Source organism: Oceanimonas doudoroffii (genome assembly GCF_002242685.1).
In the GTDB taxonomy this organism is placed as follows: Bacteria; Pseudomonadota; Gammaproteobacteria; order Enterobacterales; family Aeromonadaceae; genus Oceanimonas; species Oceanimonas doudoroffii.
The window spans coordinates 1,228,485-1,252,572 of sequence record NZ_NBIM01000001.1 but is presented as its reverse complement, the minus strand read 5'-3'; the positions used below and the strand labels follow the sequence as shown (position 1 = coordinate 1,252,572).

At 62.3% G+C, this 24,088-nt stretch carries 25 protein-coding genes; 5 read left to right on the top strand and 20 right to left on the bottom strand.

The features are described from left to right. Positions 1–42: 42 nt before the first annotated feature. From B6S08_RS05790 to rbsD, 14 genes are all read right to left on the bottom strand, one after another. The gene (locus B6S08_RS05790; RefSeq protein WP_094199789.1) at positions 43–342 is read right to left on the bottom strand and encodes a YciI family protein; all 300 of its coding nucleotides are present in this window, start codon (positions 340–342) and stop codon (positions 43–45) included. 11 nt (positions 343–353) lie between these two features. After that, a complete protein-coding gene (locus B6S08_RS05785) occupies positions 354–896 on the bottom strand; it encodes a septation protein A (RefSeq protein WP_094199788.1) in 543 nt (180 codons plus the stop codon). An 86-nt stretch (positions 897–982) separates the two neighbouring features. Next, the gene (locus tag B6S08_RS05780; protein ID WP_094199787.1) at positions 983–1,732 is read right to left on the bottom strand and encodes a M15 family metallopeptidase; all 750 of its coding nucleotides are present in this window, start codon (positions 1,730–1,732) and stop codon (positions 983–985) included. Further along, positions 1,729–3,015, bottom strand: coding sequence for a TRAP transporter large permease (locus tag B6S08_RS05775; RefSeq protein WP_094199786.1), 1,287 nt, complete (start codon positions 3,013–3,015; stop codon positions 1,729–1,731). The genes B6S08_RS05780 and B6S08_RS05775 overlap by 4 nt, the downstream gene beginning before the upstream one ends. After that, the gene (locus B6S08_RS05770) at positions 3,012–3,461 is read right to left on the bottom strand and encodes a TRAP transporter small permease (RefSeq protein WP_094199785.1); all 450 of its coding nucleotides are present in this window, start codon (positions 3,459–3,461) and stop codon (positions 3,012–3,014) included. The genes B6S08_RS05775 and B6S08_RS05770 overlap by 4 nt, the downstream gene beginning before the upstream one ends. 79 nt (positions 3,462–3,540) lie before the next feature. Continuing rightward, positions 3,541–4,572, bottom strand: a complete 1,032-nt coding sequence (locus B6S08_RS05765; protein WP_165661591.1) for a TRAP transporter substrate-binding protein — start codon at positions 4,570–4,572, stop codon at positions 3,541–3,543. A 116-nt stretch (positions 4,573–4,688) separates the two neighbouring features. Beyond that, the gene (locus B6S08_RS05760; protein ID WP_094199784.1) at positions 4,689–5,603 is read right to left on the bottom strand and encodes a LysR family transcriptional regulator; all 915 of its coding nucleotides are present in this window, start codon (positions 5,601–5,603) and stop codon (positions 4,689–4,691) included. Positions 5,604–5,619: 16 nt separating this feature from the next. Continuing rightward, positions 5,620–6,495, bottom strand: coding sequence for a DMT family transporter (locus B6S08_RS05755; RefSeq protein WP_094199783.1), 876 nt, complete (start codon positions 6,493–6,495; stop codon positions 5,620–5,622). A 47-nt stretch (positions 6,496–6,542) separates the two neighbouring features. Then, the gene (locus tag B6S08_RS05750) at positions 6,543–7,547 is read right to left on the bottom strand and encodes a substrate-binding domain-containing protein (RefSeq protein WP_094199782.1); all 1,005 of its coding nucleotides are present in this window, start codon (positions 7,545–7,547) and stop codon (positions 6,543–6,545) included. Continuing rightward, complete coding sequence (rbsK, locus tag B6S08_RS05745) at positions 7,548–8,459, bottom strand: ribokinase (protein WP_094199781.1); 912 nt, start codon at positions 8,457–8,459, stop codon at positions 7,548–7,550. A gap of 113 nt (positions 8,460–8,572) precedes the next feature. Next, on the bottom strand, positions 8,573–9,454 hold the full coding sequence (rbsB, locus tag B6S08_RS05740; RefSeq protein ID WP_094199780.1) for a ribose ABC transporter substrate-binding protein RbsB: 882 nt from the start codon (positions 9,452–9,454) through the stop codon (positions 8,573–8,575). A gap of 25 nt (positions 9,455–9,479) precedes the next feature. After that, complete coding sequence (rbsC, locus tag B6S08_RS05735) at positions 9,480–10,445, bottom strand: ribose ABC transporter permease (RefSeq protein WP_094199779.1); 966 nt, start codon at positions 10,443–10,445, stop codon at positions 9,480–9,482. Beyond that, the gene (gene rbsA, locus B6S08_RS05730) at positions 10,442–11,944 is read right to left on the bottom strand and encodes a ribose ABC transporter ATP-binding protein RbsA (RefSeq protein ID WP_094199778.1); all 1,503 of its coding nucleotides are present in this window, start codon (positions 11,942–11,944) and stop codon (positions 10,442–10,444) included. The genes rbsC and rbsA overlap by 4 nt, the downstream gene beginning before the upstream one ends. A gap of 7 nt (positions 11,945–11,951) precedes the next feature. Next, complete coding sequence (gene rbsD / locus B6S08_RS05725; protein WP_094199777.1) at positions 11,952–12,371, bottom strand: D-ribose pyranase; 420 nt, start codon at positions 12,369–12,371, stop codon at positions 11,952–11,954. 341 nt (positions 12,372–12,712) lie between these two features. Here rbsD and miaE point away from each other — a divergent pair, with 341 nt between their 5' ends. Next, positions 12,713–13,498 carry a tRNA isopentenyl-2-thiomethyl-A-37 hydroxylase MiaE gene (gene miaE / locus B6S08_RS05720; protein ID WP_094199776.1) on the top strand — a complete coding sequence of 262 codons (786 nt, stop codon included), beginning with the start codon at positions 12,713–12,715 and terminating at the stop codon, positions 13,496–13,498. A gap of 76 nt (positions 13,499–13,574) precedes the next feature. On the opposite strand, the gene B6S08_RS05715 is transcribed toward miaE, so the two are convergent. Further along, positions 13,575–14,483 (bottom strand): LysR substrate-binding domain-containing protein, encoded by a 909-nt coding sequence (locus B6S08_RS05715; RefSeq protein ID WP_094199775.1) that lies wholly within the window; start codon positions 14,481–14,483, stop codon positions 13,575–13,577. A gap of 99 nt (positions 14,484–14,582) precedes the next feature. On the opposite strand from B6S08_RS05715, the gene B6S08_RS05710 reads away from it, so the two are divergent. The 4 genes from B6S08_RS05710 to B6S08_RS05695 are packed head-to-tail and all read left to right on the top strand — an operon-like array spanning position 14,583 to position 18,763. Further along, on the top strand, positions 14,583–15,680 hold the full coding sequence (locus B6S08_RS05710) for an NAD(P)/FAD-dependent oxidoreductase (protein WP_094199774.1): 1,098 nt from the start codon (positions 14,583–14,585) through the stop codon (positions 15,678–15,680). Continuing rightward, on the top strand, positions 15,673–15,948 hold the full coding sequence (locus B6S08_RS05705; protein WP_094199773.1) for a (2Fe-2S)-binding protein: 276 nt from the start codon (positions 15,673–15,675) through the stop codon (positions 15,946–15,948). Before B6S08_RS05710 ends, B6S08_RS05705 begins: the two co-directional genes overlap by 8 nt. After that, positions 15,945–17,339: an FAD/NAD(P)-dependent oxidoreductase gene (locus B6S08_RS05700; RefSeq protein ID WP_094199772.1), complete on the top strand. Its 1,395-nt coding sequence runs from the start codon at positions 15,945–15,947 to the stop codon at positions 17,337–17,339. Before B6S08_RS05705 ends, B6S08_RS05700 begins: the two co-directional genes overlap by 4 nt. An 11-nt stretch (positions 17,340–17,350) precedes the next feature. Next, the gene (locus tag B6S08_RS05695) at positions 17,351–18,763 is read left to right on the top strand and encodes a sodium:solute symporter family protein (protein ID WP_094199771.1); all 1,413 of its coding nucleotides are present in this window, start codon (positions 17,351–17,353) and stop codon (positions 18,761–18,763) included. 85 nt (positions 18,764–18,848) lie between these two features. On the opposite strand, the gene B6S08_RS05690 is transcribed toward B6S08_RS05695, so the two are convergent. The 5 genes from B6S08_RS05690 to B6S08_RS05670 are packed head-to-tail and all read right to left on the bottom strand — an operon-like array spanning position 18,849 to position 24,087. Then, entirely contained in the window at positions 18,849–19,649 is an 801-nt protein-coding gene (locus B6S08_RS05690) for a peptide ABC transporter ATP-binding protein (RefSeq protein ID WP_094199770.1), read from the bottom strand. Next, the gene (locus B6S08_RS05685; RefSeq protein WP_094199769.1) at positions 19,646–20,647 is read right to left on the bottom strand and encodes a peptide ABC transporter ATP-binding protein; all 1,002 of its coding nucleotides are present in this window, start codon (positions 20,645–20,647) and stop codon (positions 19,646–19,648) included. Before B6S08_RS05685 ends, B6S08_RS05690 begins: the two co-directional genes overlap by 4 nt. After that, positions 20,647–21,540, bottom strand: a complete 894-nt coding sequence (locus B6S08_RS05680) for an ABC transporter permease subunit (RefSeq protein ID WP_094199768.1) — start codon at positions 21,538–21,540, stop codon at positions 20,647–20,649. The genes B6S08_RS05685 and B6S08_RS05680 overlap by 1 nt, the downstream gene beginning before the upstream one ends. Beyond that, positions 21,524–22,486 (bottom strand): ABC transporter permease, encoded by a 963-nt coding sequence (locus B6S08_RS05675; protein WP_094199767.1) that lies wholly within the window; start codon positions 22,484–22,486, stop codon positions 21,524–21,526. Before B6S08_RS05675 ends, B6S08_RS05680 begins: the two co-directional genes overlap by 17 nt. Positions 22,487–22,488: 2 nt before the next feature. Next, positions 22,489–24,087, bottom strand: a complete 1,599-nt coding sequence (locus tag B6S08_RS05670; protein WP_094199766.1) for an ABC transporter substrate-binding protein — start codon at positions 24,085–24,087, stop codon at positions 22,489–22,491. Position 24,088 lies beyond the last annotated feature (1 nt).

Genomic DNA, 24,088 nt, shown 5'->3' with positions numbered 1-24,088 from the left:
AAAGAAGGCTGGCGCTGTTTTAGCAACAGCGCCGGCTTGCTGTCAGGGCAGGACTTTTTTGAAGGGCTTGACTACCACGCTGGCATAGACGCCGGCGGCGACATAGGGATCGTCATCGGCCCAGGCTTGAGCGGCCTCGAGGGAGTCGAACTCGGCAATGACCGTGCTGCCGGTAAAGCCGGCATCGGCCGGGTCTTCGGCGTCAATGGCCGGGTTGGGGCCGGCCACCAGCAGCCGGCCTTCGTCGGCCAGGGCCTGCAACCGGGCCAGGTGGGCCGGACGGGCTTCCTTGCGCAGGGGCAGGCTGTCGGGAATGTCCTGGCTGAAAATCACATACCACATGAGGTTTGTCCTTAACGGTTATTGTTGTGTTCGGGTTGCTGGCGGTAGAGGTAGAGCACGGTCGCCAGGGTAAACAGCAGGGTCAGGCCGAGCAGGCCAAATACCTTGAAGTTGACCCACCATTCCTGGGGCAGGTTGAACGCCACATAGACGTTGAGCGCGCCGCAAAAGGCAAAGAAACCGGCCCAGGCCAGGTTGGCCTTGTCCCATATCGCATCGGGCAGGGTGAGCTCCTTGCCCAGCATCTGCTGAATGAGGTTTTTGCTAAAGCCGTAGCGGCTTATCAGCAGGCCAAGGGCAAAGAGGCCGTTGACCGCGGTTACCTTCCATTTGATAAAGGCGTCATCCTGAAAAAACATGGTCATGCCGCCAAACCCCAGCACCAGCACCAGGGTGACCAGGTGCATTTTTTCCAGTTTTTTGTGGCGCAGCCACTGCACCAGCATCTGCACACAGGTGGCGGCCATCAGCGCGCCGGTGGCGGCATAGATATCCACCGTTTTGTAGACCACAAAGAAAATGATCAGCGGAATAAACTCGGCAAATTGCTTCATTATCGAAATCCGAACAACCTAGATGCAGCCAGTTTACTCATTAGCAGGGCGGCTGGCAAAGCCGCCCGTTGCGGAAGGCCGCCGGCCTATTGATGCCGGCGGTCTATTTCCTGGCGCCAGCGGCTTTCCAGGCTTTCGGGGTGGGTGGGGCCGTAACAGGCCTGGGGCTGACCGCGGTACCAGGCCCATAACTGGTTGCCGAAGTCGTAATGCCACCATTCGCTGGGCAGGTTGGTAAAGCCGGCGTCGATCATGGCCCGGTAGAGCAGGCGACGGTTGGCAATCACCTGCTGCTCATGGGGCGTGGGCGAGGCCAGCTGTTCAAAGGCGGCGGTGTGCGACCAGGGCGTGGCTTCGTCGAACTGGCTGCCCATGTCCAGCATCAAACCGTGCTCATCGATCAGCGTTACGTCCACCGAGCCTCCGGTCAGATGGGGACTGGGGGCTCGAGGATTGGTGCTGGGCAGCGACACAAACTCCCGGGTCAGTTGCTCCAGCTCGGCGGCGGGCTTGTCGGGCCAGTGGTTTTCAATGGCGTTATACAGGGTGTCGTACAGATATTGCTGTACCGAATAGGGGCGCCAGCTGTCCATCACCAGCAGGGTCAGGCCCTTGGGCAGGCTGCGGGACGCCGCCAACAGGCGTTGATACACTCCCCGGCGCATATAGCATTCGGGCACCGCGTTGGGAATGCCCAGCTTGTAGTAGGCCGGGTAGCACGCCAGGTTTGCCGGGGCCAGGCTGGCGGGCACCAGATCCTCATGGTTCTCTCGAATGGGAAGCGCAGACACGCGCGTCCAGTCGGGATCATTCAGCAGGGGAATAGGGGCGTTCATAGCTGTCCTCCGAACAGTCCGGGCAGCCACAGCACCAGCCCGGGAAACAGGATCAGCACCACCAGCACCAGCAACGCGATGGCAACAAAGGGCCAGATGGTCTTGAACAGCTCGGTAATTTCCAGCCGGCTGACGGCGGCGGCCACAAAGACGCAGGCGCCCATGGGCGGGGTTATCAGGGCAATGGTGATGTTCAGGGTGATGATGATGCCGAGGTGCACCGGATCCACGCCCGCCGCCATGGCTACGGGCATGAAGATGGGGGTCAGCAGCATCAGGGCGGATACCTCTTCCATGAACATGCCGGTGGCAAAGGTGATCAGGCTAAGCAACAACAGCACCAGCACCGGCTGTTCGATAATGGGATCAAACAGGGTCACGAAGGCCTTGGGCACCTGGGCGTAAGACAGCAGCCAGCTGACCACCGCCGAGGCGGCCATGATCAGAAACACGGCACTGGTCAGGCGGGCGGTTTCCACCAGGGCGCTCCACAGCCGGTGCCAGCTCAGCTGCTTGGTGAACAGGCCGATCAGGGCCACATAGGCCACGGTGAGGGCACCCGACTCCGTGGGTGTGACCACCCCAAATACGATACCACCGACGATGATAAAGGGGGCCAACAGTGCCGGCAGGGCGCCCCACAGGGCCTGCAAAAACAGTCCCATGGTCGGGCGCTGGCCCGACACCGGCAGCTGTGCCTTGCGGGCGTAAAACCAGTTCATGATCATGAACACCAGGCCCAGCAGCAAACCGGGAATAACGCCGGCCAGGAACAGATCACCCACCGAGGTATTGGTGAGCGAGGCATAGAGGATCATGAAAATGCTGGGCGGAATAATGGGGCCGATCAGCGAGCTGCCCGCGGTCAGGCCGGCGGCATAGGAGGCCGAATAGCCTTCCTTTTTCATCGCCGGCACCAGCAGGGAGCCCAGCGCCGAGGTGTCGGCCACCGCCGAGCCGTTGACGCCGGCAAAGAATACGCTCGACACCACATTGACATAACCCAGCCCGCCCCGCAGGTGGCCCACCAGGACCCGGGCAAGGGCCATCAGCTGTTGCGTCAGGCCGGCACTGTTCATCAGGTTGCCGGCCAGAATGAACAGTGGAATGGCCATCAGGGAAAAGACATTAATGCCGCCAAAAAACTGCTGCGGCACCATGCGGCCCAGCATGGACGGATCGATAAACATGAAACCGACCACGGCGGTGAACAGCAGGGCAATAAACAGTGGCAGGCCCAGCAAGACATGCATGATAAAGGAGGCAAACATGGCCAGGGTCATGAGCGGGCTTCCTTGCAGCCAAAGGGGCCGCGCAACAGGTTGAATACAAACAGCAGGCCAAAGCCCAGCGGCAGGCTGAGCACCGGCCAGGTGCGGCTGATGCCGAGCCCCATGGTGGTGAAGCGGCTTACCGAAAAGGCGTAATGCCAGGAGTACCAGCAGAATCCGGCGCTGATGACCAGGATCAGCAACCACTGGTACAGCTTGAGGAGGCGGGCTAGTGGCAACGGCAGCCGTTGCTCGAGCAGGCCAATACGCATGTGTTCGTTGCGTATCAGCACCACGCCGGCCATCAGCAGGGCACAGGCAATGATCAGAAAACGTGACAGTTCGTCCATCCAGATGGGCGAACGGCCCAACAGGTAACGAGAAGCCACGCCGTACAGCAGCACCAGCAGGTTGGTCAGGATCAGGGTACCGACCACCGCCTCAACCAGCCGGCTCATCAGGGTTATCAGTCGTTGTCTCATGGCGTAAAGGGGCGGCCGTCAGGCCGCCAGAAAGGTAGGATGATTCAGAAAAAACTCAGAACTTGCCGGCGTCTTCCAGGGCAAGGTCCACCCACTTCTGCTCAATGTTCTGCTCTTTGAGCCAGTTGATGTAGGAGGGCTTGGCCTTTTCCTGGAACTGCGCCAGCTCCTCGGCGGTGGGACGGTACACTTGCATGCCCTTGTCGGCCAGGAACTGAACGCGCTCTTCCACCTTGGCTTCCACGGACTCGCGGTTGAGCTGGTTGGCTTCGGCCACGGCATCTTTCAGCGCCTGACGCTGTTCGTCGGTCAGCGACTCAAGCAGTTCGCCATTGGCCACCAGGAACTGGTCGGAATACTGAATGTTGGCCAGGGTCAGGTGCTGCTGCACCTCCTGCAGGCTGCCCAGAATGATGTACATGGGCGGGTTCATCTGCCCATCGGCCACCCCGGTTTTCAGCGCCATGTAGACTTCGGTCCAGGGAATGGGGGTGCCTGAGGCACCAAAGGCTTCATACAGCGCTACCTGGCTCTTGTCCATGGCACGAAAACGCAGGCCCTTGAAGTCCTCGGGTGACTTGATCGGGCGCTTGCTGTTGGTAAAGGCGAGGAAGCCGCCTTCTTCCACCACCGCCAGCAGGTGGGTGCCGGTACGGTCGGTAAATTCCTGCTGGGCGGCCTTCCAGTATTCCCCTTCATCAAAGAAGCGGCGGGCATGGTCGAAGTCGCGGAACAGGAAGGGAATGGAGCTGGTGTAAATTTCCGGGAACAGGGGCGAAATACCGGCAAACGACGCAATGTTCAGGCCGGGGGCGGCCATCACCTGCTCCATGCGCTGCACTTCTTCGCCCAGCATGCTGTTGGGATAGAGGGTGAGCTCCAGCTCGCCATCGGTTTTTTCTTCCACCAGCCGCTTCAGGTTGCTGGCAAACAGGTGAACCGCGTTTTTGTCTGCATCCGGCGCACCGTTGTAAGACAGATCGATGGTGGTGGCGGCCTGGGTCAGTCCGGTTGCCATCAAGGTGCCGGCGCCCAGCAGGGTAACCATGGCCTTGCGCAGGGGAGAAAGGGCAAATGACGCTTTCATCGAATGATCTCCATATCGTGATACTGGTTGGGGGACGGCTTCAGGTTAGGTGTTGATCTGTTGACTTTTCAATAGTCAAGGTGTTGATATTTACGCAACACCTATGGTGGTGATCATTATCTGCCCTGACTGAAAAACAGCATGCCCTCGCTCAGGTGGCGCAGCAGGCGCTCGCCGGCCACGGTCAGCTCGCGACCCTTGTGGCTGATGATCTGCGCCTCAGCCCTGGCCAGGAGCGGATGGGGCGCGGGCAGGCAGATAATTTTTCCCGCCATGACTTCCTCGTGCACGGTCAGCCTGGGCATAAAGGTCAGCCCCATGCCGGACAGCACAAAATTCTTGAGGACCGACACCGAGTTGGTTTTCAGCTGCGGCTTGAAGCGAATGTGTTCCAGTTGCTCAACCAGCCTGGGCAGCTGGCCCATGCCAAATTGCTGATCGATCAGCGCCAGCGGGTAGTTCAGGACGTCGTGAATGTCGGGCCGGCCCTTGCGGGAAAGCGGATGCCCGGGCGGGGTGATCAGATCGAGCGGGCGATTGCGGGTCACGTGGCAATGCAGTGCCGAATCCGGCTGGGGCGCATAGACCAGCGCCAAATCGACTTCGTCTTCCTTGACCAGGCGGACGGCCTCGTTGGCACCGGCCATCTCCACGGAAATGGCAATGTCCGGATAGTGCTGCATAAAGCTTTGCAGCGGTGCCGAGATCAGGTCGGCGATAAAGCCTTCGCCCACGGCCAGGGTAACCTGACCGCGGCGCAGATCCTGCAGTGCCTCGATGCGGGACAGGGTGGCGTCTTCGCTCGCCTTTTGCTGACGATAGAGGGAGATCAGCTCTTCGCCCACCTCGGTTGGCACAAAGCCCTGGCCGTTGCGATAGCCCACCGGCAGGCCGATTTCCTCTTCCAGCTGGTGCAGTTGCCGGCTGATAGCCGAAACATCCACATTCAGCCTGGCGGCCGCCTTGCGCAGCGAGCCCTGACGGGATACCTCGTTGAGATAGCGCAGTGCCCGCGGGTTGAGTTTCCACATATAAAGACGCTCCTTGTCAGGCTCGCACGGGATTAACGGCGAGCGGCCGCCGTTCCAGCACGGCCTTGATGATCATGGCCAGCAACACGATGGCGCCGCCCACCAGTCCCAGGTTGCTGGGGCGTTCGCTTAAGAACAGCCATACAAGCAGGGTGCCGAATACGGTTTCCAGCAGCATCAGCAGGCTGACTTCCGCCGAAGGCAGATAGAGCGGGCCCCGCTGGATCAGGGTAAAGCCCGCCGGCAGCAGCACCAGGCATAACAGTACCAGCCAGCCCAAGCTGGCGCCCTCGGGCAGTATGATCTGGCCGCTCCAGGCAAAGGTGAGCAGGGCGGTGAACAGGCCACTCAGGGCCAGCATGGGGCTCATGTCCACGCCGGGTTTGCTGCGCGCCAGGGTCAGGTTACCGGCCAGTCCCAGGGCGGCCAACAGTGCCAGCAGGCTGCCGGTGAGGGAGCCGCTGCCGGCGTCATCAAGCACGATCAGGCCGATGCCAAGCAGGCAGGCAATAATGGCCACCCAGGTGCGCAGGGGCAGCCGTTCATGCAGAAACACGCGGCTCAGCAGGGCCGCAATCAGCGGTGAGCACGCCAGGATCACCAGTACGTTGCCCGCCTTGGTAAAGTGGTTGCCGAGCACAAAGCCAAAGGTGCCCAGGGTAAACAGCAGGGCGCAACCCACCCCGGTCAGGCCACACACGCGAAAGGCTTGAGGCCAGTGCCGGCGGTGGCGGGCCACCACGATCAGCCAGAAACCCAGCATATTGAGCAGGCCGCGCCACAGCACCAGCTGCTCCGGCGGCACGTTGACCAATCGTAGCAGCAGGGCATCGGGGGAGATGATAAGCACCCCCAGGGCGGTGAGCAGCAGTCCTTTCTGATGATTATCCATAAGTCATTGCGGTTCAGGGTAAACCCCCGAGGCTAACCGCAGTGACGTCAAATGGCCAGGGGAGCACTGCTTTCCCGCGCCACCAGGCTGGGCTCCAGAGGCAGGATACGCCGGGGAGCATGGGGGTTCTGAATGCGTGCCAGCAGGGCATCCACCGCCAGTGCCCCCAGTCCCGCCTTGGGTTGCTCTATGCTGGTGAGGCGCGGCACTAGGTAACGGGCCAGCTCGATATTGTCGTAGCCCACCAGGGACATGTCTTGCGGCACATGCAGGCCGGCATCGGCCAGGGCCCGCAGGGCACCGGCGGCCATCATGTCGTTGCAGGCAAACACCGCCGTGGGACGGTCGGGCAGGGCCAGCAGACGCGCCATGGCCGCCTGGCCGCCGGCCAGTTCAAAGTTACCTTCCACCACCCAGGGGCGGTGCACCGCCAATCCGGCCCGGGCCAATGCCGCCTCGAAGCCGGCCAGTCGCTCCTCGCTGGCGCGCTGGCCGGCGGGGCCGGTAATGCAACCGATGCGACGGTGGCCCAGGCGAAGCAGGTGTTCGGTGGCCAGCCGGCCTCCGCGCTGGCTGGAGTCCTGGATCAGATCGGCATCGAGATCCACCGGGCCCCAGTCGGCCATCACCAGCGGCAGGCTGGCGTGCCGTTCAAGATCGCCCGCGGTCAGGTTGACGCGAGTACACATAACGATAATGCCGTCCACCCGCTTTTGCTGCAGCATGTCGAGGCTGGTGCCCAGGCGGTTGCTGTCGGCGCCGGTGTTGCACAGCACCAGGCTATAGCCCAGCTCGTAGCAGCGCTGCTCCACTCCCTGAACCACTTCGGCAAAAAACGGGTTGGCGCTGGAGTTCACCAGCATGCCAAGGGTACGGGTCTGGTTGACCTTGAGGCTGCGTGCCAGTGCCGACGGCGTGTAGTGCAGCTGGTCGATGGCCTGTTGTACCCTTTCGGTGATTTCCGGGCTGACGAAACGGGTTTTGTTCAGCACGTGGCTGACGGTGGACGTAGACACGCCGGCGAGCCTGGCCACGTCCTTGATGGTGGCCATTCAAGCCTGCTCCAGCAATGCCTCGATCTCGGCCCGATAGGGCACCGAGGTCTGGGCACCGGGGCGGGTCACGGAAAGGGCCGCCGCGGCCTGGGCAAACCGCACCGCCGGCTCCAGTGCCTGGCCTCGTTGCAGGGCAGCCACCAGGGCGCCATTAAAGGTATCGCCCGCCGCCGTGGTGTCTACCGCCTTGACCGCAAAACCGGGTATGCGCCGGCCATGGCCTTGCTCACTTAGCCACACGCCGCGAGCCCCAAGCGTGATGATGACGGTGGCAATGCCTTGCTGGTGCAACGCCCTGGCCGCCGCAGCGGCCCCGGCTTCGTCATTGACGGCCACGCCGGTGAGCCGCTCGGCCTCGGTTTCATTGGGGGTGATCAGGTCCACCAGCGCCAGCAGCTCGGCGGGCAAGGCTTGAGCGGGAGCGGGGTTGAGCACCACGCGGGCGCCCTCGGCCCGGGCAAGGCGGGCGGCGGCCAGGTTGGTTTCCAGCGGAATCTCCAGCTGCAGCAGCAGTTGCTTGCAATGCAGGGCGCTGGCATGACTCTGCAGCCGCTCCGGGGTCAGGGCGGCGTTGGCGCCGGCGGCCAGGGCGATGGTGTTTTCGCCGGTGTCGTTCACCTGGATCAGCGCCACGCCGGTGTTGACCCCGGCCACGGTGTCGATGGCGCTGGTATTGATGCCGTCGGCGGCAAAGCCGGCGACCAGGCTGGCGGCCATGGGGTCTTCGCCCACACAGGCTACCAGCTGGGTGACGGCACCGGCCCGGGCGGCAGCCACTGCCTGGTTGGCACCCTTGCCACCGGGCACAATGCGGTAGTCATTGCCGGTCAGGGTTTCGCCGGGGCGGGGAAACTGGGGCAGCCGAATCACGTGATCGATATTGATGCTGCCGGTTACGGTTAAAGTCATGTTCCGAGTCTCTGGGTCTTTTGTCGTTGCCGTGTTAGTCGGCCGGGCCTGTGCAACGGGCCTTGAATGCATGATGGACCGGCCGCAGGCGGTGCCTGCGGCGGTAGGGGATGTTACTTGCCGATCACCTGCAGCGGTACCGGAATATGGCTGGCCACGGTTTCGCCGTTCAGCACCTGCACGGCGGTTTCCACCGCAATGGCACCGATTTCGCCGGGCTGCTGGGCAATGGTGGCGGCCAGACGGCCGCCTTCCACGGCCTTGATACCGTTTTCGGTACCGTCAAAACCCACGATCAGCACGTCTTTCTTGTTGGCGGCCTGCAGCGCGCGCATGGCACCCAGGGCCATTTCGTCGTTCTGGGCAAACACCGCCTGCACCTGCGGATTGCCGGTGAGCAGGTTTTCCATCACGTTCAGGCCCTTGGTGCGGTCAAAGTCGGCGGGCTGGCTGGCCAGCAGGTTAAAGCCGTGCTCGCTCACCGCCTGGGCAAAGCCTTCGCCGCGCTCACGGGCGGCGCTGGTGCCGGCAATGCCTTCCAGCTGAATCACCTTGGCGCTTGCGCCCACTCGCTCGGCGATAAAGTCGCCGGCCATTTTGCCCCCGGCCACGTTGTCGGAGGCAATATGGGACACCACGTCACCACGGCTGGCGGCGCGGTCCAGGGTCAGCACCGGCAGGCCGGCACGGTTGGCCAGGCGAATGGCGTTGGTGACGGCGTCGGAGTCGGTGGGGTTGATCAGCAGCACTTTGGCGCCGCGCACGCTCAGATCTTCCACATTGGCGAGCTCCTTGGCGGGATCGTTCTGGGAGTCAAGCACGATCAGGTCATAGCCCAGCTCGGCGGCCTTTTGCTCGGCGCCTTCCTTCATGGTCACGAAGAAGGGGTTGTTGAGGGTGGAAATCACCAGCGCCAGGGTATCCTGGGCATAGGCGCCGGCGGTCATGGTGGCGCTTACCAGCGCGGCGGAGAGCATGGTGGTCAGTTTTTTCATGATGCGTTTCCTTTCCTTGTGTGAATTACTTGTTTTTGTTGTCAACCAGTACCGCCAGCAGGATCACCGAAGCCTTGGCGATCATCTGGTAGTAGGAAGACACGTCGAGCAGGTTCAGGGCGTTGTTGAGAAAACCGATGATCAGGGCACCGATCAGGGTACCCATAATGGCGCCCCGGCCGCCGGCCAGGCTGGTGCCACCCAGCACCACCGCGGCGATGGCGTCCAACTCATAGCTGGTGCCGGCGGTGGGCTGGGCCGACGACAGCCGGCTGGTGACGATAATGGCCGCCAGCGCCGACAGCATGCCGCAGATGGCGTAGACGCCCATCTTCACTCGGGCCACGTTGATGCCCGACAGCCGGGCCGCGGCCTCGTTGCCGCCCACCGCATAGATATAGCGGCCGAAACGGGTATGGTTAAGCAGATACCAGGCGCCGAGGAAGGTCAGGCCCATCAGCCACACCGGCACCGGAATACCGAACACATAGCCGGTACCGAACCAGGCGAAAATATCCCCGGCATCGGTAAAGCCGGTGGAAATGGGTCTGCCCTCGGTATAGACCATGGTCACGCCGCGCAGCAGGGTCATGGTCACCAGGGTGGCAATAAAGGCCTGCACCCGGCCTTTGGCCACGATCACACCGCTTAGCCCGCCCAGGGCAAAGCCCGCCAGCAGCACCGCCGGCAGGGTGATGAAAATCGACAGCTCCATCGACACCATGCTGGCGGCAAAGGCCCCGCACAGGGCCAGCACCGAGCCCACGCTGAGATCGATGCCGGCGGTGAGGATCACCAGGGTCATGCCCACGGCGATAATGGCGTTGACCGAGGTCTGGCGCAGAATATTGAGCAGGTTGTCCACGGTAAAGAAATTGGGGCTGAGCAGGGAGACCACCCCAATCAGCAGGATCAGCGCGATCAGCGATTTCTGGGCGATCAGCCATTCCTTGCTGAACCAGCGACGGCCGGGGTTGAGAGCGGTGTTCATGCCATTTCCTCTTGTTGCGCCTGGCCCACGGCGGCGGCCAGCAGTTGTTCCTGAGTGGCCTCGGCGGCCTTGAATTCACCGGTAATGCGCCCTTCGTGCATTACCAGAATGCGATCACTGATGCCCAGCACTTCCGGCATGTCGGACGACAGCAGCAAAATGGCCATGCCCTGCTGCTTGAAGCGGTTGATCAGCTGGTAAATTTCCTTCTTGGCGCCCACATCCACGCCCCGGGTGGGTTCGTCCAGGATCAGCACCTTGGGGTTGGTCATCAGCCCCTTGGCGATGGCCACCTTTTGCTGGTTGCCGCCGGAGAGGTTGCCGATCAACTGCTCCCGGGTCGGGGTCTTGATATTGAACAGGCGAATAAATTCGTCCACCGCCGAGCGTTCGGCGCCGTGATTGAGCTGGGGGCCTCGGCTGAATTCGGCCAGGGCCGACAGACTCATGTTGGCCAGCACCGACAGCCCCAGCACCAGGCCGTCGCCCTTGCGGTCTTCGGAGATATAGGCAATGCCGGCGTCCAGCCCCTGATGGGGCGTCCTGGCGTGATAGGGCTGGCCGGCCAGGGTTACCGTGCCGGCGTGGCGGGGCTCGGCGCCGTAGAGAATGCGCGCCAGCTCGGTGCGGCCGGCGCCCATCAGTCCGGAGAAGCCGAGAATTTCCCCTTCCTTCAGGGTAAAGCTAACGTCCTTGACCCCGGCGCCGGCGAGGTGTTCCACCTTCAGCACTTCCGGGCCCGAGTCCACCGCCAGGCGAGGGTACTGCTCGTCGAGGCGGCGACCCACCATCATCTCAATCAGGCGGTCTTCGTCGATGTCGGCCACCGCTTCCTCGCCAATCCACTTGCCGTCGCGCAGCACGGTGATGCGATCGCAGATCTCAAAGATCTCCGCCAGCCGGTGGGAAATATAGACGATGCCGCAACCACTCTGGCGCAGCTCCTCTATCACGCGAAACAGGGCACGGGTTTCGGTATCGGTGAGGGCGTCGGTGGGCTCGTCCATGATGATGACATCGGCGTTGAACGACAGCGCCTTGGCGATCTCCACCATCTGCTGGGCGCCAATGCTGAGATCGCCCACCCGGGTTTTGGGGGAGTGCTTGATCTGCAGCCGGTCGAGCAGGCCCTGGGCGTCGGCATAAAGCCGGCGCCAGTCGATTTTGCCAAAGGCGTTGACCGGCTCCTGACCGAGAAAGATGTTTTCGGCAATGGTCAGCTCCGGCAACAGGTTCAGCTCCTGATGAATAATGCCAATGCCGGCCTGTTGCGACTCGCGCGGGCCTTTAAAACGGCGCGCTTCGCCCCGGTAGTGAATGGTGCCGGCGTCGGCCTGATAGATGCCGGTAAGCACCTTCATCAGGGTGGATTTGCCGGCGCCGTTTTCACCCATCAGGGCCATCACCTGGCCCGCATAAACATTGAGCCCGGCCTGATCCAGCGCCTTGACGCCGGGAAAGGCCTTTTCAATGCCGGAAAGAGACAATACTGCGTTCATGGTTACCTCAGAAGGGCACGCCGGCGCACAACACCAGGTTGGCGTAGGGCGTGCATTCACCGGTGCGCACCACGGCCCGGCTGTGGCGGTTACGCTGCTTGAATTCGCCATGGCTGACATAGCTGACGGCAATGTCGCGACCCTGAGCTCGACCGGCGTCGGCCAGCTGAGCCAGCAGGCGCTGATGCAGCTCCGGGCTGACCATCTTGATTTCTTCCGCCAGCACCACGGCCTCCAGCTGCAGCTCGGTGAGCAGCGCGCAAAGTGTGCTTTCAAGGCCCGGCAGGCCAGGGCTGACCGCCAGATCGATGCGTTCCACCCCGGCAGGCACGGGCAGGCCGGCGTCCCCCAGGGTGATTTCGTCGGTGTGGCCGAGGCTTGCCACCAGCGCGGACAGCCGGCTGTTCAGCAGAGTGGTTTTTTTCACGGTAGCGCCCTGTCAGTGAGGAAGCGAAGTCCTCTGATTAAACGAAGAATCGGCTGGCGAAACGATTACGCAAACGATTCGATGGCGGGATTTTAGGTAAAACCAGCAATAATGTTAGATGAAAATAGGCTTTGCCTTAAAAACTGTGACGCGGGTCAGGTTTGCCGAGAACCCCATTGTTCAAATGGTTCTCGTTCGGGGCTGGTTGTTGCTCGATATCGATGAGCGGACGGTTTTGCCGGCTCGCCGAAGCGGGAACGCCGGAAAAAGACCGATACAAGGCTGCCTCGGGTTCGGTGAATTGGTACACTGCGGGCCGCCGTTTTAGCACCGAACAGGTAATGATTGTGACCGCCAGCCCGTTGACCACCGAATTTGATACCCTGCTTGCCCCCATTCACGACTTTCTGCACTGCGCGACCCCCGAGGCATGGCTTGCCGAGGCCAGAAAGCCCGAGCGACTGGCGGTGCTGCTGGTGGATCACGCCAACTGCGAAATGAAGGCGGCGATGAGCGCCCACAGCCTGGTGCGCCGCTATTGCCTGCCCAAGGACAAGCGCAAGCTGTTGCCCAATCTCGACTTTTACAAGTCCCTTGATGCCCTGCCGGACAAGGGCGAGGTGCTCGGCAAGCAGACCCTGATGGGCGACAACCGCCGCGTGTTTGACGAGCTGGCCAAGAATGATTTGCTGGTGAAGATGGTGCGGCTGATCCAGGAAGAGCTGCACCATTTCGAGCAGGTACTGGAGATCATGCAGGCCAGGGGCATCGGTTACGATACCCTGTCGGCGTCCCGCTATGCCAAGGGCATGCTGGCTCATGTGCGTACCCACGAGCCGGCGGCCATGGTGGACCGCCTGATCATCGGCGCCTATATCGAGGCCCGCTCCTGCGAGCGCTTTGCGCGACTGGCGCCCTTCCTGGATGGGGAGCTGAGCCGGTTTTACGTGTCGCTGTTACGGTCGGAAGCCCGCCATTATCAGGACTACCTGGTGCTGGCACGGGACTACGCCGGGGAAAGTATCGATGCGCGGGTGGCGTTTTTCGGTGAACAGGAAGCGGCGCTTATTCGGCAGCCCGACGAGCTGTTTCGCTTTCACAGCGGCGTGCCCACGGCCCTGGCCTAGCACTCATTGGTTGGAAAAAGCGGCATTGCCAAAAGGCGATGCCGCTTTTTTATGTCTGGGCCGCTCCGAGCCTTGCTCAACCGGGGCCAATCCCGAACTCCGCCAGAACGGCGTCGGCTTCCTGCATAAAGAGCCGATGAAAGTCGTCGGTGGTACTGGCCCTGGGTCTGTGCCGGGGCTGCAGCAGGTAGCAGGTGAAGGGAATGATCGGCTCAAAGGGGCGAACCTCATAGCCCAGTGAACGATGCGAGCTGGCGGAAAAGGGATCCACCAGGGCCACGCCCAACCGGTTGGCCACATAGTGGCAGCAACTGGCGTTCATTGAGGTTTCATGCTCTATGTTCAGGGCCACGCCGGCCTGGTGGAACACCTCGACCAGCTCCTGATGATTGCGGGAGCTTTGTTCTGTGGTCACCATGGGCTCGCCCCGCAGATCCTCGCAGGTAATCACCGTTTTATTCACGAGCGGGTGGCCGGCCGGCAACAGGCATACCTTGGGGGTGATCAGAGGCTGGGCACTGTAGTCATCGCTTGGTTCGGCATGCATGGCCATGGCCAGGTCGCAGTGTCCCGCCCGCACCTGTTCAATGACCTGTTGCGAACGCTCGGTGGTCAGTATTACATGAATGTTGGGAAAGGCCTTCTTGAAGCGGGCGATGGCCCGCGGCAGAAAACCGATGGTCAGCGCCGGCATGGCGCAGACCCGAACCATGCCCGATTCCTTTTTTCGAATCCGTCTGGCGGTATCGTGCAGCCGCTCCATTCCCTGGTAGGTATGCTCCACTTCCTGAAAAAACAGTTCGCCCTCGGGGGTGGGATACAGTCTGCCCTTGACCCGCTCGAACAGCGCAAAGCCCACCTGGTGCTCCAGCTGGCTCAGCATGCGGCTCACACCGGGCTGGGTGGCGCCAATCATGTCGGCGGCACGGGTGACATTGCCGTAGCGCATGACCGCGCGGTAGGCGCGTAACAATTCGAATTTCATACCATATCAAAAGTGTATGGGTGGATGCTTTATTATAATTGGATTTTATGGGTCTGAGCGCATAATTTTCACCCACTTGTAACACGCTCGGATGAACTCATGCAGGAAGTGATCGTAATCGGCGCCGGCGTCGTGGGCAGCGCCGTCGCCTATGGCCTCGCCAGGCAGGGACTGTCTGTGACCCTGCTGGATGAAGGCGATAGGGCGCTGCGGGCGTCCCGGGGCAATTTCGGACTGGTCTGGTGCCAGGGCAAGGGCTTTGGCGCCCCGGCCTACGCCGACATTACGGCGCGTTCCTGTCGGGAGTGGCCGGGTTTCGCCGAGCAATTGCAGGCCGAGACCGGTATCGATGTCGAGTACGACAACCGGGGTGGCCTGTACTTTTATTTTGACGTCGCCGGTCGCGATACCCGCCAGCAACGGCTGAACGCGGTCCAGCAGCAGGCCGCGGAGGCGATACCCTTTTCCCTGCTTGACCGTGAGCAACTGCTCGAGACCCTGCCGGATTTGGGCCCAGAGGTACTCGGTGCCTCCTTTTGTCCACTCGACGGCACCTGCGATCCGCTCAAGCTGCTGTACGCCCTGCTGTCGGCCGCCCGCCGCCAGGGCGTCAGCCACCGTACCCGTTGCCGCGCCAACCGCATCCTGGTAGGCCAGGATCAGCGTCTGGAGGTGGAGACCACCGCCGGCACCCTGAAGGCCGACAAGGTGGTGATTGCCGCCGGCCTGGACAGCGACCGGCTGGCCGGCCAGGTTGGGCTCAAGGTACCGCTGGAGCCGGTACGGGGCCAGATCATGGTGTCGGCCCGCCAGCCCGAGCGTCTGGCCCTGCCCAGCCTGCAGGTGCGTCAGACCCGCGAGGGCACCATCATCTGCGGTGATTCCCACGAGCACGTGGGTGAGGATTGCGGCACCACGGTCGAGGTGATGCAGGCCATCGCACAACGGGCGGTACGCATCTATCCGTTTCTGGCCGACATTCAGGTCAACCGGGCCTGGGGTGCCTTGCGCATCATGACCCCGGACGGCCTGCCGCTTTACGAACAGGCGCCCATGCATCCCGGCATTTTCAACGTGTCCTGCCACAGCGGCATTACGCTGGCCGCCTTTCATGCCAACCAATTGGCCAACTGCATCGCCGACGGGCAGTTGCCGGCGTCGCTGGCCAGTTTTCGGGGAGACAGATTCGATGTTTAACAGCCTTACCGACCCGTTTCGGGTCATCGCCCTGGTTAACGGGGAAGAACGCCAGCTGATGGCCGGCATCAGCGTGGCGGCCGCCCTGATGGAGCTGGGGGTGCTCACCATCGGTTGTTCGCTGCGCCGCGGCCAGCCCCGGGCGCCCTACTGCATGATGGGCGTGTGTTTCGGCTGCGAGCTGACCATTGACGACAAACCGGGCGTACGCGCCTGCATGACCCGGGTAAGGCCCGGCATGCGTATCGACACGGGAGAGCTGGAATGAGCAGGGTGGATCTGGTGATCATCGGCGCCGGACCGGCGGGGCTGGCGGCGGCCACCGAGGCCGACGACCACGGGCTGGAGGTGGTGGTGCTCGACGAGCAGTGGCAGCCGGGCGGACAGATTTACCGCGCCCTGGAGAGCACGCCGCTGCAGGACCGTTCGGTACTGGGCGAGGATTACTGGGCCGGTGAGTCGCTGATCCGCGGCTTTCGGGACAGCGGCGCCGAGTTCCGGCCGGGCAGTACCGTCTGGCGTATCGACCGGGAGGGCACCGTCTGTTACCGGCAGCAGGATCGGGTCGCCCAGGTACAGGGCCGAGCCCTGCTGGTAGCGTCGGGCGCCATGGAGCGTTCGGTGCCCTTTACCGGCTGGCAGCTGCCCGGGGTCATGACCGCCGGGGCCGGTCAGATCTTGCTTAAGAGCGCCGGCATTAGCGCCCAAGACGTGGTGCTGGCCGGAGCCGGTCCCTTGCTCTCGTTGCTGGCCTGGCAGTATGTGCGCGCCGGAGTTAGGCCGGCGGCGGTGGTCGATCTGACCCCACGCATCAACTATCTGCGGGCGCTGCGGCAGTTGCCCAGCGCCGTGGCAGGTTGGAGCTACCTGAAAAAGGGGCTGGCGCTGCAGGCCGAGGTTCGCCGCGCCGGCGTACCCTGGCTGGACGGCTGCAGCCAGCTGGCGGCCGAGGGCTGCCAGCGGCTGCAGGCGGTGACCTTTTCCCACCGTGGCCAAACCCGGCGGCTGGACACCGAGCACCTGATGACCCATTTCGGCGTTATCCCCAACACCAACCTGCTGGCATCGGTCGGTGCTGATCTGCATTGGGATGACAGCCAGCACTGCTGGCGACCGGTGCGGGCGGACGGGTTTCGCACCACGGTGCCGGGCATCTATGCGGTGGGCGACGGACAGGGCATCTTTGGCGCCAGATCCGCCGCCCTGTCCGGGGCTCTTGCGGTGCGCCAGTGCCTGCGCGAGTTCCACTGGCTCGACAGTGTGGATGAGGCGCGCGATCGTCAGCTAATGCGGGATTACCAGGACGATGCCCGTGTGCGTCCCTTTCTGGAAACCCTGTTCTTACCGCCTTTCGACCAGCTGCTGACCCTGGACGATGAGGTGGTAGTATGTCGCTGTGAAGAAGTCACGGTGGCAGAGCTGAAACAGGCCTGTGAGGCGGGGGCTCGCGGGGTGAATCAGTTGAAAACCTACACCCGTTGCGGCATGGGGCCCTGCCAGGGCCGTCAGTGCGGTAATGCGGTCAGCCTGTTACAGGCCAGATGGCTGGGAGAGCCCGTCAGTCAGGTCGGTTACTATCACGCCCGTTCACCCGTGGTGCCTGTCACCTTCGGAGAGCTGGGCAACATTCAGGGCCACCGGCCTTCTTCAAACACTTAGGGAGTTAAAACATGTCAGGGATTAACTGGCTGACGTTGGCGGTGATCGGCGGATTTTTTGCCGCCATGCTGTTCATCGGCTATCTGTCTTCCAAAAAGATGAAAACCAGCGCGGATTTTCTGATCGGCGGCCGTAATTTCGGCATGCTGACGGTGACCGCCACCCAGTGTGCCTCCGCTTTCGGCGGCGGTATGATGATTGCCCATGTAGGCATCGGCTACAAGTGGGGGTTTTCCGAGCTGGCCTACAGCAGTATAGCCATTCCCATCGGTGGTATGCTGCTGGCGTTTGTAGTGGCCAAGTGGCTGCGCAAGCAGGACTTTTATACCACCACCGACTGGATGTGCCATCAATACGGTGATTCAAAGGTACTCAGGGTGGTCAGCTCCTGTGTGGTGATGATGGTTACCATGGGCTGGTGGGTGGCTCAGCCGGTGGCTGCCGGCAAGATCCTGAATCTGCTGACCGGATTACCGCTGGAATGGGGCATTATTATTTCGGCGGTGGTGGTCATGCTGTACACCATGGGGGGCGGCATCATGGCAGTGGCGTATACCGATGTGGCCCAGCTGATCCTGATGCTGATCGCGGTGTTTATTATTTTGCCGCTGGCCATCAACAATGCCGGTGGCCTGGACGTGGTCTTTGCCAGTGTGCCCAGCGAGAACCTGAGCATCTGGGCCGCCGGCGATGCGGTGGTGTGGGGCTGGATGCTGTCCATTATACCTGGTCAGCTGGTGCTGCAGATTTACCATCAGCGTATCTATGCTGCCAAAACCGAGGCCATTGCCCGCAACAGTATGGTGATAAAGTCCATCGCCTCTGCCGGCATGGGAGTGTGGGCAGCCCTGCTCGGTATGAGCATTTACACCATGAACAGCGGCTTGGAAGACAAGGAACAGGCCATGACCTGGGCGCTGATGGAGCTGTTGCCGGAAGGCGTGGCCATTCTGATGGTGGGGGCCATTGTTGCGGCCATTGTCTCTACCGCCGATTCGGCACTGCACAGCACGGTATCCAGCATTACCCGGGATATCTACCACCAGGTGCTGAACCCCAAGGCCACCGATAGGCAGGTTTTGCGCTTTACCAAGGCCTGTGTGCTGGTGGTGGGCGTGACCGGTATCGTGATCGGCATTTATGTGCCAGCGGTGTTCAAGATCCTGCTGATGGGCTATACCCTGACGGCATCCGGCCTGCTGATCCCTCTGTATGCCGGCAGATTGTGGCAGGGAGGCACGGCAGCCGGCGCCATCGCCGGCATGGTTACCGGGGTGAGTGCCGCCTTTGTCTGCTCCAGCTACAAACTGCTGACTTTCCTCCCCGCGGTGGTGTGGGGCATCGGTATGTCGGCGGTGGTATTCGTGGCTGTCAGCCTGATGACCCAGCCGGGGGCATCGCGTCTGGCCAAGGCGAACCGTTAACCGTCAACGGTCGCCGTTGTGAAAAAAAACAGCCCGACCTGGTCGGGCTGTTTTTTCTGCGGTAGGCGCAGCGTTCCGAATGACGTCAGAACCTGGCCGGACGCCAGCGATACTCATTGTTATAGCTTTGCAGCAGGCGCGCAGCCTGCTCGCTCTGTGGGTTGTTGAGCACCCTGAGGGTGGGTCCGGCTTCCACCACATGGCCTTCGTGCATCAGGATGACCTGATCGCTGATATGGCGCACCACCCCGAGATCGTTGGCCACCAGCACGTAAGACAGCCCCAGGCTTTGTTGCAGGCTGAGCAGCAGGTTGATGATCTGGGAGCGTACCGAAATATCCAGGTTGGAGATGGCCTCGTCGGCGACGATGATGTTGGGAGAGAGGATCAGCGCCCGGGCCAGGGCCACTCGATGCTTTTGGCCGGTGGAGATCATCTGCGGGTAGAAGTGGTAGTGGTCCGGCAGCAGCCCCACCATGCGCAGGGTATCCAGCACCAGGGCCTCGCGTTGCTCGGGATCGAGATCGGTGTTCAGCAGCAGCGGTGCTTCCAGGATCTGGCCGATGCGGCTGCGTGGGTTAAGCGAGGTGCCGGGATCCTGAAAAATCATGCGAATAAGCTGGCAGCGCTTTTTGTAATCCCCGGCCTCGATTTTTTCCCCGTCGATATAGATGCTGCCCTTGGACGGCGGCAGCACTCCCGCCAGTACCTTGGCCAGGCTGCTCTTGCCCGAGCCGGCATCTCCCATCAGCGCCAGGGTCTGGCCCCGTTCCAGGGTAAAGCAGAGGGGGTGAAAGGCGGTTTTCACGGTCTTGCGAAACAGCCCGGTGTGGTTGACGAACACCTTGCTGAGGTTGTCGACCTTGAGCAGCGGAGGGCGGGTCATTTCTTTTTGCCCTTTGGCATGTTGAGGGGAAAGTGGCAGTAGTAGCTCTGGCCCTTGTATTTGGCCAGCGGCGGCGCCACCACGCATTGGCGCTGGGCCCGGGGGCAGCGCGGCCCCAGCCGGCAGCCAATGGGCAGGCTCTGCAGCGGCGGAATGACCCCCGGCAGGGTATTGAGCCGCGACTTGTGCGGCAGACTGCCGTCGAGATCTGGCATCATCTGCAGCAGGGCGGCGGTGTAGGGGTGATGGGGGTGAGTCAGGATCTGCTCGCGGCTGCCCGACTCCACCGCCTGGCCGCAATACATCACGGTAATGTTGTGGGTCAGGCCGGCAAAACTGGTGATGTCGTTGCCGATCAGCAAAATGGTGGTGCCCGAGAGCTTGTTGACCCGCTCCAGCAGGCGGAATATCTGGGCCTGGTTGGTGGCCTCCATGGCATTGGTGGGTTCGTCGGCCACCAGCAGCTTGGGCTGATTGGCGATGGCCATGGCGATCATCACCTTCTGGCATTCCCCGTCGGAGAGCTGAAAGGGGTAGGCGTTCATCACCATTTTGTGGTCGCGAATGCCCACCCGATGCAGCAGACCCACCGCCTGCTTGCGGCGCCATTGCCAGCGCTGCCACCACTTGCCCTGAAAGCTGCGGGACGGAATGGCCTCAATCAGCTGGGCACCCACCTTTTCGGACGGATCCAGACTGGTAGAGGGCTCCTGAAATACCATGGCCATGTCCCGGCCCATCACCAGCCGTCGCTCCTTGGGTGACAGGCTCTGCAGATCGACGTTGTCGAGATACATGCGATCGGCGGTCACCCGCCAGTTATCCCTTTCTATTCCCACTATGGTCTGCGCCACCAGGCTCTTGCCCGATCCCGACTCGCCCACCAGGCCGCGAATTTCCCCTTCGGCCAGGGTCAGGCTGAACTTGTCGACCGCCTTGACCATGCCCTGGGGCGTGTCGATTTCAATGGTGAGATTGCGAATGTCCAGCAGTGCCATCAGTCCATCACCTCGTTAATGGCCTGGCGCAGGCCTTCACCCACCATGTTGACCACCAGCACGCTGAGCAGGATCGCCAGTCCCGGCAGGGTGACCGTCCAGGGGGCCAGAAACACCAGCTCCATGGCGTCCGACAGCATGGCGCCCCATTCCGGTCGGGGGGGCTGGGCGCCCAGGCCGAGAAAGCCCACGGCGGTGATGTCGAGCATGGCGGTCGACAGCGCCCGGGTGGTCTGGCTTATCAGGGTATCGCTCAGGTTGGGTAGTATGCCAAAGCGCAAAATGCGCCAGGGGTTGGCCCCGTCCAGGCGAATGGCGGTGATGTATTCCTTCTGCATTTCGTCCGACACCGCGTTGTAGGTGGCGCGTATGTACTGGGGAATCAGCGCCAGGGTGATGGCGATCAGGGTGTTGAACAGCCCCGGACCGAGCATGGCCACAAAGATGATGGCCAGCAGCAGCGACGGAATCGACATCAGGGTGTCGAGCAGATGGTTGAGCACACTGGCCTTGAGCCCTCGGCTCATACCGCCAAGCACGCCGATGGCGCTGCCCACAACGAGTGCCAGCACCACCACCAGCACCGCATTGCCAAAGGTCAGCCGGGCGCCGTTTACCAGCCGGGAGAGCATGTCCCGGCCCAGATCGTCGGTGCCGAAGAAGAAGTCCACATTTCCCTCGTCGGCCCAGGACGGCGGCAACAGCAGGGCCTCACCAAATTGTTCATTGGGGGCATAGGGGGCCAGCCAGGGCCCGAGCAGGGTGAGGGCACACAAAATGCCTAGGCCCCAGAGCCCGATCATGGCCAGGGTATTTTGGCGAAACAGCTGCCAGGCCCGCTCCCGAGGAGAGCGCACGTGCAGCTCGGGGTAGATGTTAGCCCTTGCCGGCATAGATGGCCTTCCTTCTGCTGGGGTAGATCAGGGTAGAGAGAATATCCATGCTGACGCTGGCTACAATGATAAAGGTGGCGATGGCCAGGGTGCCTCCCTTGATGGCAGCATAGTCCTGCAGCGAAATGCTGGTCACCAGCCAGCGCCCCAGGCCCGGCCAGTCAAACACGATTTCGGTCATCATGGCGGAGGTAAGCACGGTGCCAAACTGCAGCCCCAGGGTGGGAATGGCCATGGGCAGGGCGTTGCGCAGGCCGTGACGCAGCACTACGTGGGCTTCGCTAAAGCCCTTGGTCAGTGCCGCCCGAATGTAGTTTTGCTTGAGCACTTCCAGCAGGGCGCTGCGGATCTGGCGAATGACTTCGGTGGTGGGCACGATGGCCAGCACCAGTGCTGGTAGCACCAGGTGGCGCAGGGCATCGACAAAGGCTTCCCAGCGATAGGGATGATCGGTGATCAGGGTGTCGATGGTCATGATGCCGGTGACCGGCGTAATTTCATACAGCAGGCTGAGCTGGCCCGACACCGGCAGCCAGCCCAGGTGCAGGGAAAACAACATCACCAGCAACAGCCCCAGCCAGAATACCGGCACCGAATAGCCCACCAGGGTACCGGTGAGGATCAGGGTGTCCTGCCAGCGGCCCTGACGCACCGCCGCCAGGGTACCCACCGGCACGCCCACCACCAGGGAAATCACAAAGGCCGCCAGGCATAGCTCCAGGGTGGCGGGAAAATACTGGCCCAGAGCCCCCAGCACCGGCAGGCCGGTGGCGCTCGAAATGCCGAAATCGCCCGCCAGCAGCGCCTGCATAAAGCGCAGATATCCCGGCCAGAAGTCGCCGTCCCCCTGATGCAGCAGTCGGTATTCCAGGGCATAGGCCAGCAGGGTAAGCAGCAGCAGGGTACTGAACAGCAGGTTGAAACGACGCAGCAGATAAATCAGCATGACTATTCCTTACGGGCCTGGCGCAGTACCACTCCGCCATAAGGTTGCAGTTGCAGATCCTGAACCGAACGACGATAGGCCTGCTGCTTGAGGGTGTGATTAAGGGGGATCAGCGGCATGTCCTGGTAGATCAGCTCCTGGGCCAGGTGATAATGACGAATGCGTTCGTTCAGGGTGGGGGCTCGGCGGGCCGCGTTGATCTGCTGCTCAAACAGCGGATGGCACCAGCGGCTGGCGTTGGTGCCGGCCGCGATGGCCTGGCAGCCGAGCAGGTTGTGCAGCAGGTTGTCGGGATCCGGGGTGTCGGCAGACCAGCCGGTGAGCACCGCATCCTGCCGGCCGGCCATCAGCTCCCGGCGCAAAATCTGCTCTTCCAGGCTCTGCAGCCGAACGCGAATGCCCAGCTCCTCGAGCCGGCGCTGGATCAACTGTCCGGTCTTGAGTCCGTCCGGGTTAAAGCTGCGGGCCCCCGTGGGGATCAGCAGGGTCATGTCAAAGCCCTTTGCCAGCCCGGCCTGCGCCAGCAGCCAGCGTGCCCGCTCGGCATCGGGCAGGGGCATCAGCAGGTTGGGGTTGTAGCCCCAGGACACCGGCGGCAATACCGACTCGGCCTCGGAGCCAATGCCGAAATAGACCGCCTGCAAAATATCGTTGCGCGACAACGCCAGCGCCAGCGCCTTGCGCACCCGCACGTCGTTGAACGGCGCCTTTTGGGTGTTGAGTGCCAGTACCGACACATTCATGCCGGTGGCCTGATCCAACACCAGCTCGGGGTGGGACTTGATCACCGCCATCTGGCTGGCACCCGGATGGGCCATGACATCACACTCGCCGGTCAGCAACTTGGCCAGACGCTTGGAAGACTTGGGGGTGATGTCAAACACCAGCTGCGCCAGCTTGACGCCGCCGCGCCAGTAGCCGGGATGACGGTGGTAACGAATAAAGTCGTCCAGCCGGTACTGGGCCAGGTAAAAAGGCCCGGTGCCCACCGGCTGCTGATCGAGCAGTTCGGGGGTGCCCGCCGCCAGCAGCTGACCGGCGTATTCCGCCGATAGCACCACGGCGTAGTCGGTGGCCAGGTTGCCAATAAAGGAGGCGTCAGGGCGGCGCAGTTCAAACTCCACTTCCCGAGGGCCCAGGGCCCTGACACGTTTCACCAGCCCGCCGAGGCCAATGCTGTCAAAGAAGGGGTAGTGGCCGCCGCTGACGCCGTGAAAGGGGTGGGTGTTGTCGATAAGTCGCTGAAAGCTGAACACCACATCGTCGGCGTTAAGCGGCCGGCTTGGCGAGAACCAGGCGGTGTGGTGAAACTGCACGCCGGGCCGCAGGGTAAAGCGATAGTGCAGGCCGTCGTCACTGCGGTGCCAGTCCAGCGCCAGCGCCGGCACCGGCTGCAGGGTTTCCGGATCGATGTCGAGCAGGCGATCGTAAAGCTGGTGGGCGGTGGCGTCCAGGGTCTGGGTGGCGGCGGCCAGCTGCGGATTGAAGGTAAAAGGGGCGCCTTCTGCACAGTAAAGCAGGCTTTCTTTTGCCAGTTGTCGGTCGCCGGTGTCGCACCCCGTCAGCAGCAGGGCGCTCAGCCAGCATAGCCAGAAACGCATG